Source organism: Paenibacillus dendritiformis, from assembly GCF_015845845.1.
Taxonomy (GTDB): Bacteria; Bacillota; Bacilli; order Paenibacillales; family Paenibacillaceae; genus Paenibacillus_B; species Paenibacillus_B dendritiformis_C.
Window position 1 is genome coordinate 95,069 of sequence record NZ_LDIG01000045.1, and the last position, 14,658, is coordinate 109,726.

The window sequence follows — 14,658 nt, forward strand, 5'->3', positions numbered from 1 at the left end:
GACGGGATGAGAGCATCCCGTCCTTTTATTTATGGGTAAGATTCGGCAGCAAATACGGCTACAATTGAGTAACATGATGCACGTTGCAATGCGGATGGCGGTGCAGCTGCCGGCGGTACTCGACCTGCCCAATCTCGCACCCCGGGCCGATAATGACATCGTTCCCGCGGACGATGCGTGCCGTCGTATGCTCCAATTCAATATGATCGCCTTCGATGAGGTCGGCGCTCATGCGCGCATCCGGCACCATGTGGAACAGGCCGGGGAGGAAGCCGAACAGATTGCCGAGTCCGCTGCCGCGCCGGATCTTGATCGTGTCGCCGCCGATCTCGCGGGCATGACAGGGCCACTGAAGACGAAGATCCAGGCTGCCCGCATTGAGCAGGCCTTCGACTTGAAGCGAACCGCTGGCGGTGATGGATTCAAATTCGCAATCGCCCTGCACCGTCGCGGAGCCTTTCAGGCTCAGCCGCTCGCCCTGCAGATTGCGGCCGATGCTTGCCATCCCGCCGATATCGGCCTCCCCGGCGCGCAGACTGCCGTGAATCTCGCCATGCCCCTGGATAGAGAGCTTGTTCACATTCACGTTTCCGTTCACTTGGGCGTTTCCCCGAATTTTCATTTCGCCGGCCTTCACGCTGCCTTCGATATGGGCGGTTCCCGCGCAGCTGAACTGGCGGCAGTCCACATCGCCGTGCACGGAGCCGTCTCCCATGATGCTTACTTTGTCATATACTCCCCCGCCCGCGCGTGAGGAGCCCATAATTTTCAGATCGCGCCGCTGTTCCATGTTGAATCTGATTCCTCCTTATTCAGGCTTGCCGGTGCCGCAAGGGATAAATCCCGGACAGCCCGGATCCCGTTCATTACAGCTTCCGATGGCTGTTCACTTGAGCCTCATCATGCAGTTGTACGGATTGCCGGTATTCGACATAATCGATCTGGCAGCCGGGACCGATGGTGACATGATTGCCGCGCACGACGCGGGCCCGCGTAAATTCCAGATCGACAATATCCCCCTCGATCGTGTCCGCCTCCAACTGAGGGCGGTTGATGAAGGAGGAGAACAGCTTGTTGAAGATCGATAACGCGGCGCCCTGTCGAACCTGAATCCGCTCGCAGCCAATTTCACGTGCCCGGCAGCCGCCAGCCATTTTCACCTCGATAATGCCTGCGTTAAGCAGTCCGCCAATATGGAAGGCGCCGCGGGAGACAAAGCGCTCGGCCTGGCAATCGTAAGCGACTGTGACGGTGCCGTTCAGTTCGATATCGTCCCCCGACCAATGACCATCCAGCCGGGCCGTTCCATCGATTCGGCTATGATCCGATTGGAGGTTGCCCTTGAGCGTAAGCATCCCGCGAACCTCGGTTGATTCCGCCTTCAGATTGCCTGCTACTTTGCCTTTCCCGTTGGAGACAAAGGATGAGCAGACGAGATCTCCATCGATATTGCCGCCACCATCTATCCGAACCCGCTGATACGTGCCGCCGGACGAGCTTCCGAGACCTGAAATAATAAGATCTCCCGTTGCTTGAGACATAAGGGGTTCCTCCCGTTACGTAAGTTTGACTTTTAATTCCTGCAGGCAGCCTGCAAGCGACAGGCGGGTCACGAGCTTCGTGCCTCTGTCGGCGCAAATTTCTTCCGGGCTGGAGACGAGCAGCAGCGTGCTAATGCCCATCTTGCGGATCAGTACAAGCTCGCACTCTTTCCCTTCGAACTTGCCGTAATGATCCCGCAGCAGTTGAAGCAGCAGCATGCCTTCCTCCAGACTCATATCGCCGGATTGGAGCAGCCGATCCAGCACATAGATGTGCAGCAGCTTTTCGAATGAAAAAGCTTCGGCATCGCCCATTTGCTCGGTGTACACCTGAAGCGCTATAGGTGACACGAGACCGCGGCCGATAATCTCGGACTTGCTGAATGCAGTGCTGGCGACATGCGGGGAGAACATGTCGGCCAATTCATCTAGCGACAAATCCTCTTTCATATTGATGATTTTATCGATGCGTTCCAATATTTTGTCTTTTGGAAAAAAAGTCTCTTGGCCGGTGTGAGTAGACTTCCGGATGAACCACGCTTCCGGTATCAGATTTTTACGCTTCCACCGGTATAGCTGCCCATAAGAGATCCCGGTCAGATCGAGCAATTCTTTTTTTGAAATCAATTGTTCGTCCATGCCAAGCGGAAGCCTCCTTTGGTTGTTGTGTAACAGTGTTACGTTGATATCGTAACACTGTTTTGTTAAAAGTGCAATCCTGAGGTTCGCCTGCTGCCTGTTCGGGAGATCAAATGATGAATTATCGTTTACCTGGTTTCTATTTCGCCCTTTTTCTTCTTTAATCACTGGAATACTTCTCTATGCTGGCTTTCTGTGAAGATGGTTACGAAAAATGAAACTTTTTGTAATCTTTTGCGTCTAAGACTATGTTCACATTAAAGGGTCAGGATTCGATATGAGCATGAATGATTACGATGGGTGAGGAGAAAGCACAGAAATGAAATCTTGGAAAAAGCTATTTGTTACTTGCTTGGCAGCAATACAACTTATCACGATGGTTCCCGTCCTGGCTGCGGCAGAAGGAGACGGCAGCGCGGCAGGAGGAACGGAAGCGGCCGTCGAATCCCAACAGCAAGGCGATATTACATCTGAAGAGCCGGACGGAGATGGAAGCGCGGACAACCCGGATACAGCGGACCCGGACATGACGGAGCCGGACACGGTTACCCCGGATCCAACAGCCAGCATTGCCGGCAAGGATGAACTCATCCTGATGGCGAACAGCAATGTGATGTATCATAACGGCGTTAAATATACCTCTCCACAGCCGATTACCGTCAAAAAGGGCGTTTCTTATATAGCCCTCCGGTCCTTGGTGGATCGGTTCGGATTGCAGACCCGATTCGACAATAAGACCAAGGAAACGATTATTACGAACGGAGACAAGGAACTGCGCTATAAAGCGGGCAGCGATCAATATCGGGTGAACGGTTCCCCGACCAAGATGAGCGGGGAATCTTATATTGTCAAAAACACGTTCATGGTGCCGGTAACGTCCGCAATGCAGGCCTTTGGCTATCCATATACTTGGGACAGCAAGAACAAACGGATCGTAATTCAGTTGAACACGCAACCGATTGCCAAATTCAGCGTAAATGAAGAGGAAATTTTCGCGACGCAGACCCGCGTGACGGTCAAGAACGAATCGACGAGTCCAACCGGGTTGAAAATAGTCGATGAACAGTGGGAAGGGCTTCAAGAGTATTATGATGAGCCGGGCGTTTACACCATCACGCTTCGTGTCGTCGACGAGAGCGGCAACATAAGCGAACCGTACTCTGTCAATATTACGGTCCAGCCGGCGAAGGAACCGCCGAAGGCGCACTTCCAGACGCCTAAGACCACCTACAAAATGGGGGAATACATCCGTTACGAAGACTTGAGCACGGACAAAGAGGATTCCATCACGGAACGGGTTTGGACCAACAACGAGCCGGCGTTTTTCCAACCGGGTCCGCAGACGATTACGCTCAAGGTTACAAACAAGTTCGGGCTGACGGATGAGTATTCCCAGACCATCATGATCTCGGATGAAACACTGTACACCTTCGATGAATTCAACCTGCTCTACACTCCGTACGGGGAAGTGTTCCCGCTTGGCGCACGTTCCGTATTGGATATGAAGCTGCTTCAGCCGGAAGTAAAGGAAGAGCGACGGACACTGTACCGCACGAATTCTCCGGAGACCGTGCTTGAGGAAGGAATCGTGTACAAAGATCGGGTTGCAGGCGGTGCCCGTATTTTCCTCCATCACAAAAATGGAACCGACAAAAAGATGCAGCTCTATGTGGTTGCAAAGAACATATCCGATGATCCGGCAACCGTCTATGTGGAGCATTACGGCCAAGCTGGACCGAATCCGTATCCGCAGCAAACCGGGAAGCTCGCGTCGGTTCGATATATGGAATCGTTCGAGCAGGCAGGAGAAATCAAAGAGATGGTGCTACAGCCAAACGAGACCCGGGTACTGACACCGCAATTAAACGAGCGCGCGATGAGACCAGGGGACATCTATACGATGTACGCCGATTTCTTCGGCGACAATACGCTGGAATATTCGGTCATAGCTCTGGAAGATTCGAAGGATGTTATGAAGGAACTGAACAAGCTGAAAGAGCTTAAGCCAGATGGCAAGCATATCCGAGGCACGTTCAACAATGCGGATCGCGTCTTCACGATCGGCGAGCGGGTAGGAGAAACTGCGTCCCGTCTCGTCTTTGCGGACAAGACAAATGACACGTACATTGAAGGTTCGGATATGATGACCTATGAGAGCCAAGTGAACGCCGGCAACTACGGCGTATTGTACCGCGTCAAGCTGGAAAATGTGGCGCCGCACACGCTGATCGCCTTCAACTCTCGCGGCGGCTCTTACTCGGGCGGTTTGTATGTGAACGGACAGACCGTGACAACCCCGAATAACGGAAGATTGAGCAGTACGGGCGAGGCCAGCGTCGTCTACCGGACCGGAGCTTATGAGGAGACCGTAGAGATTCTGTTCACCCCGGCCGCGGGCAGCAATATGCCGGTCAACCTGCTGTTCATTCCATTGCCAAAAGAAAAACCGGCAGAATAAGCCATCATTCTATACTCATCACAACGCTTGCTAGAGAGGGTCCCCCCGCGGTGCTCTCTCTTTTTTTGGCGCGGCGGGATTGAACCTTGACTCCTTATGGCCAATATCCCCACGGTTCAGGTGCCCGTACTGATGTTCCATGCTTGACTTCTTATGACCAATATCCCACCGCCTCAGGTTTCACGGCTAATGTCCGTATTGACTCCTTATGGCCAATATCCCCACGGTTCAGGTGCCCGTACTGATGTTCCATGCTTGACTTCTTATGACCAATATCCCACCGCCTCAGGTTTCACGGCTAATGTCCGTATTGACTCCTTATGGCCATATCCCCGCGGTTCAGGTATCACGGTTGATGTTCCTTGCTGACTCCTTATGACCAATATCCCACCGCCTCAGGTTTCACGGCTAATGTCCGTACTGACACCTTATAACCAATATCCCCGTTGTTCAGGTGTCAAGCCTGATGTTCCGTGCTTGACTTCTTATGACCAATATCCCACCGCCTCAGGTTTCACGGCTAATGTCCGTACTGACTCCTTATAGCCAATATCCCCATGATTCAGATCTCACGACTACTGTTCCGTACTCACTTTTTATAACCAAAATCCCCACCGGTCAGGGGAGCTTTCGCTGAAGAGTTAAAAACAAGGACATATTCAACCTGCATGACGGAGATAACGAGCATAAGAGTCAGAAAGTGCCTTGTCCGACCTGCATGACGGAGATAACGAGCATAAGAGTCAGAAAGTGACTTACCTGAGCCTGCGCGATAAGGATAGCGAACACGTAAGAGGCAGTAAGTGATATGTCCAATGTCCGAGCTGTGCCCCGGTTTCGGTGGCCCGCGCAGGCGGGCCATCCGATTGAGGTTGATGGGCTAGCCGTCGCTCCGCTTCCGCCGGAGCAGCAAGATGATGAAGAAGGGAGCCCCGATGGCGGCGGTGAAGACACCGACCGGGATATCGAGCGGACTCATCACGGTGCGGGCGGCCGTATCGGCGATGACGATAAGGATGGCGCCGACAAGCGCGCTCATTGGTATGAGCAGGCCATAGGTTACGCCGGCGAAGCGGCGGGCGATATGCGGCGCCATCAGGGCGATGAAGCCGATAGGGCCGCCGATGGCCACTCCGGCGCCGGCAAGGACGGCCGCGGTGCCCAGCAGCAGGAAGCGGTCGCGCTGCACGCTGCTGCCGGCGGCTTGGGCGACATCGTCCCCGAGCTGAAGCAGGTTGATGCGCCTTGACAGGATGAAGGAGATCAGGCCGGTGACGGCGAACCAGATCAAGATTTGCTTGGCTTGCGGCCAGCCGGCGCCGTATACGCTGCCGAGCAGCCAATTGTAGGCCTTGGCGGTCACGTACATCGGGCTCATGACGACCAGCATGGTGTTGACCGCCTGGGCGGCGGCGCCGACACCGACTCCGATTAGGACGAGCGTCGCCGGCTTTACGCCCTGCTTCCAGGCGAGGCCGTAGACGATGAAGGTCATGAGCGCCGCGCCAGCGAATGCCGTCGGAGGCAGCCAGGCGATGCTTGCTGACGGAGCCAGCGTCAGCAGGGCCGTGGCGGCAACCGATGCTCCGCCCGTAATGCCGATGATATCCGGCGATGCGAGCGGATTGCGGATTAGTCCCTGCATGATGGCGCCGGAAGCCGCCAATGACGCGCCGACGAAGGCGCCTGTCACGATGCGCGGCATGCGCAGCTTCTGCACGGTCATCACATGGACGGGCTCGCCGTAGCCGAGCGAGGCCAGGAGCGCATCGAGCGGAGCGATGCGCAGCGTGCCGATGCCGGCGCTGACGATCATGCATACCAGGAGCAGCAGGAAGAGCAGGGCCAGCGCAAACCATCCTTTCCGTTCGATCAGGAAGGAGACGCGGCCCGAGCGGGAGCGAAATTGCCGTTGGGTGCTATTTTGTCTCATCCTCTAACCCCCTTGCGTGCGGCGTATACGAAGAACGGCACCCCGATGATCGCGGTCATGACGCCGATCGGAATTTCCTTCGGTTCGGCGATGAAGCGGGCGCCGATATCTGCAAGCAGGAGCACGATCGCGCCGATCAAGCCGCTGTAGACGACGAGCCAGCGCATGCCGATGCCGACCAGGCTGCGGGCGATATGCGGGACGACGAGACCGAGGAATCCGATCGGTCCGGCAACAGCGACCGAAGATCCGGCAAGCATGACGATGAGCAGTCCCATGCCCCACTTGATATAGGCGACCTTCAGTCCGAGGCTGACGGCGACATCATCCCCGAGGTTCAGCGTATCCATCGGCTTGGCCAGCACCCAGGCTCCGATCCAGGCGATGACCATGTAAGGGAGCACGTCAATCAGAACCTCCAGCTTCCTTCCCTCGACCGAGCCGGCAATCCAGAACAGGACTTCCTCCATGGCCCGGTGATTGGATATAAGCAGTCCGTTGGTCAGCGAGCTGCTGAGCGCGGCAATGGCGGAGCCTGCCAGCGTCATGCGAATCGGATGAATCTGTCTTCCGCCCGACGAACCGAGCAGGAAGACGAGCAGGCAACCGATGCAGGCCCCGGCGAGCGCGAGCCAAGTGAAGGATTGCAGCGAGTTCAACTGGAAAAAGATGAATCCGATCACGACAAACAGGGAACTGCTCGCGTTGATTCCAAAAATCCCGGCATCGGCCAGCGGGTTCTTCGTCAGCGATTGCAGAATGACGCCGGAGATGCCGAGGCTGGCTCCGACCGCTGCGGCAATGAGCGCCCGCGGAATTCGGACTTCGCGGATAACGATATGCTCATTGCTTCCCGCATACTGCTGATAATCGGTTAGCGCTTCCCATACGTGATGAAGCTTCGTATCGAATACGCCGTAGACGATGCTAGCCCAGACGCATCCGAGCAGGACGAAGATGCCAACGATGCAGCCAATCCATTTGGCGGACGAGGATGACAGCCAAGAAGTTCTCATGCGGCGTATTCCTTTCTTTAACGTAAATGATATAAAAATCAAATGTTGACAAATCGCAGCACATTCTATACGATTAGCTTGTTCGGCGACTGATAATCATTATCAGGACTGGCCGATTCAATTGCAACAATTATTTTTTATCTAATTTTGAACGTTTTTTGAATGTTTGGAATGATTCTAAGGAAGAGCCGATTGATGGCTCTGGTGATGTGAAAGGGGCAAATACTCGATGAAGAAGTGGACATCATTGCTGTCTCTCGTGCTGGTGATTGGTCTGGTACTGTCGGCCTGCGGCGGAAATTCGAATGGCGGGGCAGGCGGTACGACGGAAGGCGCCGGGAAGGCGGAAGGAGATGGCGAGGCTCAGACTCGGGCCGTCAAGCACGCGATGGGGACATCGAACGTTCCGACGCATCCGAAGCGCATTGTCGTGCTGACGAACGAAGGGACGGAAGCGCTGCTCGAGCTCGGCATCAAGCCGGTCGGAGCCGTGAAGTCCTGGACGGGGGAGCCTTGGTATGATCATATTAAAGCGGACATGGAAGGCGTCGTCGATCTCGGCGAGGAAGGACAGCCGAATCTGGAGGCGATTCTGAGTCTTCAGCCGGATCTGATTCTTGGAACGAAAATGCGTCACGAAGCGCTCTACCAGCAGTTAAGCGATATTGCCCCAACGGTCTTCTCGGAGACGTTGCGCGGGGAATGGAAAGAGAATTTGCTGCTGTGGGCTGATGCCGTTAACAAGAAGGCGGAGGGCGAGCAATTGATTCAGGACTTCGACAAGCGGGTTGAAGATTTCCGGGCGAAGGCCGGCGATCAGCTCAATAAGGAAGTCTCGATTGTCCGGTTCATGCCAGGTAAGGTGCGCATTTACTACAAGCAGACGTTCTCCGGCATTATTCTCGACCAGATCGGCATCAAGCGTCCGGCGGCTCAGCAAAAAGACGCCTTCGCGGATGACGTCTCCAAGGAACGGATACCGGAAATGGACGGCGACTTGATGTTCTACTTCGTCTATGAGACAGGGAACCAGGAAGCGTCGAAGCTGGAGGAAGAATGGACGAAGGACAAGCTGTGGCAAAACCTGAACGTGGTGAAGAACAATCAGGTCTTCCGCGTCGATGACGCCATCTGGAATACGGCCGGCGGCGTGCGCGCAGCGAACCTGATGCTCGATGATTTATACAAGCAGTATCATTTGGAAAAATAATCGCTTCACCTCAAGGAGGCTGTCCCGCATGCCGAAAGGCATGGCAGGGGCAGCCTCTTATGCTGTGAGGAAGCAGCGGCTATGAGGCAACTTCTGTAAGGCAGTGGATGTGAGGCAGCGGCTGTGTGGAAGCGGCTGCGAGGCAGCGACTGTCAGGCAACGGATGTATGGCAGCAGGGAAGAAGATTCCGGCAGAAAACGCGTTACCACAACATGTTCTCGCCCAGCTCAAGATTAAGATCCCCACGCTCGAAAGCTTGTCGACGCTCCCGCGCTGAGGCCGAATGCAGGCGGAGCATGACGGCCAGCCCCAGCGAATCGCTGCGGAACGGCTTGTGTCTTGTGCCGCCGACAAGACACGCCCCTTCGAAATGTTCCCAACCGCCCCGGGCGTAGAATGACGTCAGCTCAGGCTTGCACGAGAACACGGAAATATCCGGTTCCTGCGCCTCAATATAGGCTGCCGCTTCCTGAATCAGCTTCGTGCCGAGGCCTAGGCCCCGGCTGGAGGGGCGAGTGAGGACTTCGCTGAGTCCGAAAGCGCGGTAAGCTTGGCTTTGATGCTGGAGCGTCTTGTTCAGAACGGCGACGTGGCTGAGTACGCTGCTATCGGATAGGTAGACGAATGAGACCGGGTTGGTGTCCAGGTTATCCGGCCAGCGTATCGTTTCGCCTTCAAATACTTGCGGCCATTCTTGACGCATCATTGAGATAAGCTGTTCCGCCACATCCGTCGGGGCGTCTTGCTGCCGGAACCGGAGCAGAGGGGGTACTGCCTGGGTGAGCAGGGGGACTGACTCGGGCAGCGGGTTGCGGGGAGAAGGTTTGACTACGGAAGGACAATAGCTCATTATTATAGGAGAGGTTCGGAATCTACGGGAGGGACACCGATGCTGACCACAGATCAAATATTGGACAAAATGGCGGCGCAAGGACTGCGGATTACGGAACAGCGTCGCACGCTAGCCAAATTATTCGCGGATACGGACGGCTTCCTGACGCCGAAGGATGTCTATGATTTTATGGGGAAGCGGTATTCGGGGCTGAGCTTCGATACGGTATACCGCAATCTCCGCGTCATGCATGAATTGGGCGTGCTGGAGCAGATCGTCTTCGAGGACGGAGTCAAGTTCCGGGTTCATTGCGCGGAGGCGCACCATCATCATCATATGATCTGCCTTCAATGCGAGAAGACGTACCCGATACATTTTTGTCCTATGCCGCTGACCGACGTGCCGGATAAGTTCCAGGTCGTGAAGCATAAATTCGAAGTTTTCGGCTATTGCGAAGCCTGTTCGCATGCGGGCGGCTCCGAAGCGGGAACCGGCGCGGACAAGGACGGTGCCCGGCCATGAGCTCGCCCGAAGATGCGGGCCGGCAGACCGCTTCACGACCGTCGCGGGCGGTGCGGGCGCTGCAGGGGCCGGTGAAATTTTACCGCAAATTCATCTCCCCGCTGAAGCCTCCGACATGCCGCTTCTATCCGACCTGTTCGGCCTATGCGCTGGAAGCGCTGGAGGTTCACGGTCCGATCAAGGGGAGCTGGCTCGCGATCAAGCGGATCGGCCGCTGCCATCCGTTCCATCCGGGCGGCTACGATCCGGTTCCGCTCAAGCGCTCTTGACATGTGGCGGAGGGCTGGGATATATTTGGAGATAAGCTGGAGACAGTATTGCATATATCATCCGATGAACGGATAAGTAGGAAGCGATGAGCATCGCAGAGAGCCGGGATTGCTGCGAACCGGTATGTGACCCCTTCCGAACATGGTCCCGGAGGAACCGCTTGCGAGCTTCTGTACGCGAATAGCGAGAGAAGGCAAGCCTGCGGCGGCTCATTCCCGTTAACGAATGTTCCAGGCCGGTTGAATCGGCCGCAATGAAGCTGTCGCCGCTGCCCTGCGGAAGAGGAAGGGAAGGCGGCAGGAATTTGGGTGGTACCGCGTGAGTTCAGCTCTCGTCCCAAGTGGACGAGAGCTTTTTTGCATGCATTCCGGGGTTCACTGCCAGCGGCTGCAAGCGAATATGAAGGAGGATGGGCATGATGGCCAACAATAACAAAACCTTTTACATCACGACCCCGATCTATTACCCGAGCGATAAGCTCCATATCGGGCATGCGTATACGACGGTAGCCGGCGATGCGATGGCCCGCTACAAGCGGCTTCGCGGCTTCGATGTCCGCTATTTGACGGGAACGGACGAGCATGGGCAAAAGATTGAGCGCAAGGCGGCGGAAGCAGGGAAGACGCCGCAGCAATTCGTGGACGATATCGTCGTCGGAATTAAAGAGCTGTGGAAGAAGCTCGATATCTCCTATGACGATTTCATCCGCACGACGGAGGAGCGCCACAAGAAGGTCGTCCAGCAAATTTTCGATCAGCTGGTTCAGCAGGGCGACATTTACAAGGGAACCTATGAAGGCTGGTACTGTACGCCGTGCGAGGCTTTCTTCACCGAACGTCAATTGAACAACGGCAACTGTCCGGACTGCGGACGTCCGGTGGAGCTCGTGAAGGAGGAAAGCTATTTCTTCCGTATGAGCAAGTATGTCGATCAACTGCTGGCTTACTATGAAGAGCATCCGGACTTCATTCAGCCGGAATCGCGCAAGAACGAGATGATCAACAACTTCATCAAGCCGGGCCTTGAGGATCTGGCGGTTTCCCGCACGTCGTTCGACTGGGGAATCAAGGTGGCCGGCGATCCGAAGCATGTCGTCTACGTCTGGATCGATGCCTTGACGAACTACATTACGGCGCTAGGCTACGGGTCCGACAATTCGGAGCTGTATGAGAAGTTTTGGCCGGCTGATGTGCATCTGGTCGGGAAGGAGATTATCCGCTTCCACACGATATATTGGCCGATTATGCTGATGGCGCTCGGGCTTCCGCTGCCGAAGAAGGTATTCGGCCACGGCTGGCTGTTGATGAAGGACGGAAAAATGTCCAAATCGAAAGGCAATGTCGTCGATCCGGTCATGCTGATCGACCGCTACGGCCTGGACGCGCTTCGATACTATTTGCTGCGCGAGGTGCCGTTCGGGTCCGACGGCACATTCACTCCCGAGGGCTTCGTCGAGCGCATCAATTATGATCTGGCAAATGATTTGGGCAACTTGCTGAACCGTACCGTGGCGATGATTGAAAAGTATTTCGACGGGGTCATTCCGGCGTTCAAAGGGCAGGTGACTCCGTTTGACGGCGAACTGGCTTCGATGGCAGGCCAGACGGTGGATAAGGTGGAAGCGGCCATGGAGAAGATGGAATTCTCCGTCGCGCTCAGCGCAATCTGGCAGTTCATCAGCCGCACGAACAAATATATCGACGAGACGCAGCCATGGGCGCTCGCGAAGGACGAGGCGCGACGCGACGAGCTGGCATCGGTGATGACGCATCTGGCGGAGAGTCTGCGCGTCGCTTCGATTCTGCTGCAGCCGTTCTTGACGAAGGCGCCTGCGCTGATCTGGGAGCAGCTCGGATTGAAGCCGGAGTCATGCGCCGATTGGGATGCGGCCCGCACGTTCGGCGTCATTCCGGAAGGCACGCGCGTCGTCAAGGCGGCGCCGATCTTCCCGCGCCTGGAGGCTGCCGCAGAGGCGGCATTCATCGCGGAGAGCATGAGCGGCGGAGCAGCCTCGGCCGCGCCGGCCGAGGCGCCTGCGCCTGCAGCGTCCGCGCCGGCGGAATCGGAGCCTGCGGCAGGTGCGCCGGCCGACGCCAAGGAAGAGATCAATATCGACGATTTCGGCAAGGTCGAGCTGCGCGTCGGCCAAGTCACGCATTGCGAGCCGGTCCCGAAAGCGGACAAATTGCTCCGATTGGAGCTTGATCTCGGCTACGAGCAGCGCCAAGTCGTCTCCGGCATCGCGCAGTATTACAAGCCGGAGGAGCTGATCGGCCGCAAAGTGATTGTGGTCGCGAACCTGAAGCCGGTCAAGCTGCGCGGCGTCTTGTCGCAAGGCATGATTTTGGCCGCGTCCAAGGACGGCCAGCTCACGGTAGCTACCGTGCCGGACAGCATGCCGAACGGAGCGGTCGTGAAGTAGGGTATAGCTGGCGATTCTATCCGCATGCAAAATGGCGTTCAGATTGGAAATCAATTTGAACGCCATTTTTGTGCTTGTATCAACGAACATTTGTTTGTGATATAGTTGAAGAAAGCTTGGAAAATGATCCATGGGACATTGGGGAGGGCAATATGTCAGGATTGCAAAAGGTGGAATGCGGGTTATATACGATGTGTCTTGTGCAGGATGAAGACCGGGTGCTGCTGGTCAATCGTCCAGACAAGCTTGGATTTCCCGGGTATCTCGGTCCCGGGGGCAAGGTTGAGATTCCTGAAAGCATTGCGGAAGGAGCGGTGCGAGAGCTATGGGAGGAAACCGGACTGCGCGTAAAACCGGAGGATTTGATTTTTAAAGGAATAGACGAGTATGTCGTGCCGCAGACGAAATATCGGTATATCGTGTTCAATTATCTCGCCAAGCGGCATGAAGGGGAACTGCTGCCTAATCCGCCCGAAGGAGAATTGGTCTGGATAAACATACAGGAAGCGCTGCAATTGCCCATGCAGTCTTGGTTCAAGCGCAGATTCCCTCTCTTTTTCGAAGAAGGGACATTTGAAATCTCGGTCGTCTGGGACGAAGATGCAGAGGTTCCGTCGGATGAGAAGGTGAAGCAGCTCGGTTAATGGCGCTATATTACAAAAAGCTTGGCGAGAAGCCAAGCTTTTTGCGTATTGCGTTCGTTGCTTATCCGTTCAGATTAATTCAGGAACAGCAGCACGAAAAGGCCGGCTGCCACGCAGTACAGGGAGAACCATTTCAGATTGCCCCGCGCCATCAGCCCCATGAACCAGCGGAGCGCGAAGTAGGAGGCGACCAGGGAACAGACGAAGGCCAGCAAATACGGGCCGATGAACTGCCCGAGCGTCGGATCCTTCAACATATCCTTCCCTTCGAGAATCATGCCGCCCAAGCTGACGGGAATATACAGGAAGAAGGAGAAGCGCAGCGCCGTCTCCTGCTTCCAGCCGAGCGCCATCGCGGCGACGATGGTCGCGCCGGATCGGCTGATGCCGGGAATCAAGGCGACCGATTGGGCCAAGCCGACAAGGAACGTCTCGCCGAACGACAAATCTTTGTCGCCTTTGCGGCCGCGCAGGTTGCGAATCAGCCACAGGGCAAGCGCCGTGACCAGCAGCGTCGCGCCGATGACTTTCAGTCCCTTGAAGGTGTCCGCGATGACATCCTTGAACAGGACGCCGATGACGCCGGCCGGGATCGTCGCCAGGACCAGGTAGACGACAAACATGAAGTCGGCTTTCGCCGCCGGGTCGCGGCGGAACAGAAAGCGGCAGGTGTTGACGGCCAGCCGCGCAATATCTTGGCGGTAAATGAGCAGAATAGCCAATAAAGAGGCGAAATTGACGAATACTTCAAATCCAAGCCCTTCGATATGTAAGCCGAATAATTTTTCAACGATGACAAGATGTCCGCTCGAGGATACCGGGATGGGCTCCGTAACCCCTTGCACCAGGCCGAGGATGGCATATTTCAGCCAGTCAATCCATTCCAAACTCTTCACTCCTCGTATAGTATTTCCTGAAGGCAGTTTTGAGTCTTTTTCCAGTCCTTTATAGGAACATGGAATGCCTTCAAAATTTCCAGTTTTCATATTGAAAATTAATATTGGGACTGGACTTTCCGAATGTCTCCGGACAATGGAACTTAGGGTTCCATTCGGGGAAATTCGTTTCACTCCTGTAGTCCAATCTACTTTTTAAGTCTGTTTCTCCGGTACTCGCTTGCACTTCTTACCCGCTGGCTGTTCCCTTCGGCAACCCATGCCCGGCAGTAGC

General features: G+C 55.5%; 13 protein-coding genes. 6 read left to right on the forward strand and 7 right to left on the reverse strand.

Annotation, left to right across the window (positions count from 1 at the left end):
- Positions 1–58 precede the first annotated feature (58 nt).
- From ABD76_RS01060 to ABD76_RS01070, 3 genes are all read right to left on the reverse strand, one after another.
- Positions 59–790, reverse strand: a complete 732-nt coding sequence (locus ABD76_RS01060; RefSeq protein WP_197253545.1) for a polymer-forming cytoskeletal protein — start codon at positions 788–790, stop codon at positions 59–61.
- Positions 791–866: 76 nt separating this feature from the next.
- Positions 867–1,541, reverse strand: a complete 675-nt coding sequence (locus tag ABD76_RS01065) for a polymer-forming cytoskeletal protein (RefSeq protein WP_197253547.1) — start codon at positions 1,539–1,541, stop codon at positions 867–869.
- Positions 1,542–1,556: 15 nt separating this feature from the next.
- A complete protein-coding gene (locus ABD76_RS01070; RefSeq protein WP_197253549.1) occupies positions 1,557–2,180 on the reverse strand; it encodes a YhbD family protein in 624 nt (207 codons plus the stop codon).
- Between the two features lie 319 nt (positions 2,181–2,499).
- Between ABD76_RS01070 and ABD76_RS01075 the strand changes: the two genes are divergently transcribed.
- Positions 2,500–4,638: a stalk domain-containing protein gene (locus ABD76_RS01075; RefSeq protein ID WP_197253551.1), complete on the forward strand. Its 2,139-nt coding sequence runs from the start codon at positions 2,500–2,502 to the stop codon at positions 4,636–4,638.
- A gap of 880 nt (positions 4,639–5,518) precedes the next feature.
- Here the strand turns inward: ABD76_RS01075 and ABD76_RS01080 are convergent.
- Both ABD76_RS01080 and ABD76_RS01085 read right to left on the reverse strand, forming a co-directional pair.
- Entirely contained in the window at positions 5,519–6,571 is a 1,053-nt protein-coding gene (locus ABD76_RS01080; RefSeq protein WP_197253553.1) for a FecCD family ABC transporter permease, read from the reverse strand.
- Positions 6,568–7,587, reverse strand: a complete 1,020-nt coding sequence (locus ABD76_RS01085) for a FecCD family ABC transporter permease (protein WP_197253555.1) — start codon at positions 7,585–7,587, stop codon at positions 6,568–6,570. The genes ABD76_RS01080 and ABD76_RS01085 overlap by 4 nt, the downstream gene beginning before the upstream one ends.
- Positions 7,588–7,816: 229 nt before the next feature.
- On the opposite strand from ABD76_RS01085, the gene ABD76_RS01090 reads away from it, so the two are divergent.
- Complete coding sequence (locus tag ABD76_RS01090) at positions 7,817–8,797, forward strand: ABC transporter substrate-binding protein (RefSeq protein ID WP_197253557.1); 981 nt, start codon at positions 7,817–7,819, stop codon at positions 8,795–8,797.
- Positions 8,798–9,000: 203 nt separating this feature from the next.
- Here the strand turns inward: ABD76_RS01090 and ABD76_RS01095 are convergent, their stop codons facing one another.
- Entirely contained in the window at positions 9,001–9,525 is a 525-nt protein-coding gene (locus ABD76_RS01095; protein ID WP_338124995.1) for a GNAT family N-acetyltransferase, read from the reverse strand.
- A 162-nt stretch (positions 9,526–9,687) separates the two neighbouring features.
- Here ABD76_RS01095 and ABD76_RS01100 point away from each other — a divergent pair, with 162 nt between their 5' ends.
- The 4 genes from ABD76_RS01100 to ABD76_RS01115 all read left to right on the forward strand — a co-directional run bounded on the left by ABD76_RS01100 (position 9,688) and on the right by ABD76_RS01115 (position 13,488).
- Positions 9,688–10,152, forward strand: a complete 465-nt coding sequence (locus ABD76_RS01100) for a Fur family transcriptional regulator (RefSeq protein WP_197253561.1) — start codon at positions 9,688–9,690, stop codon at positions 10,150–10,152.
- On the forward strand, positions 10,149–10,421 hold the full coding sequence (gene yidD, locus ABD76_RS01105; RefSeq protein WP_197253563.1) for a membrane protein insertion efficiency factor YidD: 273 nt from the start codon (positions 10,149–10,151) through the stop codon (positions 10,419–10,421). Before ABD76_RS01100 ends, yidD begins: the two co-directional genes overlap by 4 nt.
- Before the next feature lie 419 nt (positions 10,422–10,840).
- Positions 10,841–12,844, forward strand: coding sequence for a methionine--tRNA ligase (metG, locus tag ABD76_RS01110; RefSeq protein ID WP_197253581.1), 2,004 nt, complete (start codon positions 10,841–10,843; stop codon positions 12,842–12,844).
- A gap of 152 nt (positions 12,845–12,996) precedes the next feature.
- Positions 12,997–13,488, forward strand: coding sequence for an 8-oxo-dGTP diphosphatase (locus ABD76_RS01115; protein ID WP_197253565.1), 492 nt, complete (start codon positions 12,997–12,999; stop codon positions 13,486–13,488).
- A gap of 74 nt (positions 13,489–13,562) precedes the next feature.
- Here the strand turns inward: ABD76_RS01115 and ABD76_RS01120 are convergent, their stop codons facing one another.
- On the reverse strand, positions 13,563–14,375 hold the full coding sequence (locus tag ABD76_RS01120) for an undecaprenyl-diphosphate phosphatase (RefSeq protein ID WP_206765476.1): 813 nt from the start codon (positions 14,373–14,375) through the stop codon (positions 13,563–13,565).
- Positions 14,376–14,658 lie beyond the last annotated feature (283 nt).

What these genes read in the sequence shown, in the direction of transcription:
- ABD76_RS01060 (WP_197253545.1), bottom strand. Translation starts at nt 790, where the DNA reads ATGGAACAGCGGCGCGATCTGAAAATTATGGGCTCCTCACGCGCGGGC.
- ABD76_RS01065 (WP_197253547.1), bottom strand. Translation starts at nt 1,541, where the DNA reads ATGTCTCAAGCAACGGGAGATCTTATTATTTCAGGTCTCGGAAGCTCG.
- ABD76_RS01070 (WP_197253549.1), bottom strand. Translation starts at nt 2,180, where the DNA reads ATGGACGAACAATTGATTTCAAAAAAAGAATTGCTCGATCTGACCGGG.
- ABD76_RS01075 (WP_197253551.1), top strand. Translation starts at nt 2,500, where the DNA reads ATGAAATCTTGGAAAAAGCTATTTGTTACTTGCTTGGCAGCAATACAA.
- ABD76_RS01080 (WP_197253553.1), bottom strand. Translation starts at nt 6,571, where the DNA reads ATGAGACAAAATAGCACCCAACGGCAATTTCGCTCCCGCTCGGGCCGC.
- ABD76_RS01085 (WP_197253555.1), bottom strand. Translation starts at nt 7,587, where the DNA reads ATGAGAACTTCTTGGCTGTCATCCTCGTCCGCCAAATGGATTGGCTGC.
- ABD76_RS01090 (WP_197253557.1), top strand. Translation starts at nt 7,817, where the DNA reads ATGAAGAAGTGGACATCATTGCTGTCTCTCGTGCTGGTGATTGGTCTG.
- ABD76_RS01100 (WP_197253561.1), top strand. Translation starts at nt 9,688, where the DNA reads ATGCTGACCACAGATCAAATATTGGACAAAATGGCGGCGCAAGGACTG.
- yidD (WP_197253563.1), top strand. Translation starts at nt 10,149, where the DNA reads ATGAGCTCGCCCGAAGATGCGGGCCGGCAGACCGCTTCACGACCGTCG.
- metG (WP_197253581.1), top strand. Translation starts at nt 10,841, where the DNA reads ATGGCCAACAATAACAAAACCTTTTACATCACGACCCCGATCTATTAC.
- ABD76_RS01115 (WP_197253565.1), top strand. Translation starts at nt 12,997, where the DNA reads ATGTCAGGATTGCAAAAGGTGGAATGCGGGTTATATACGATGTGTCTT.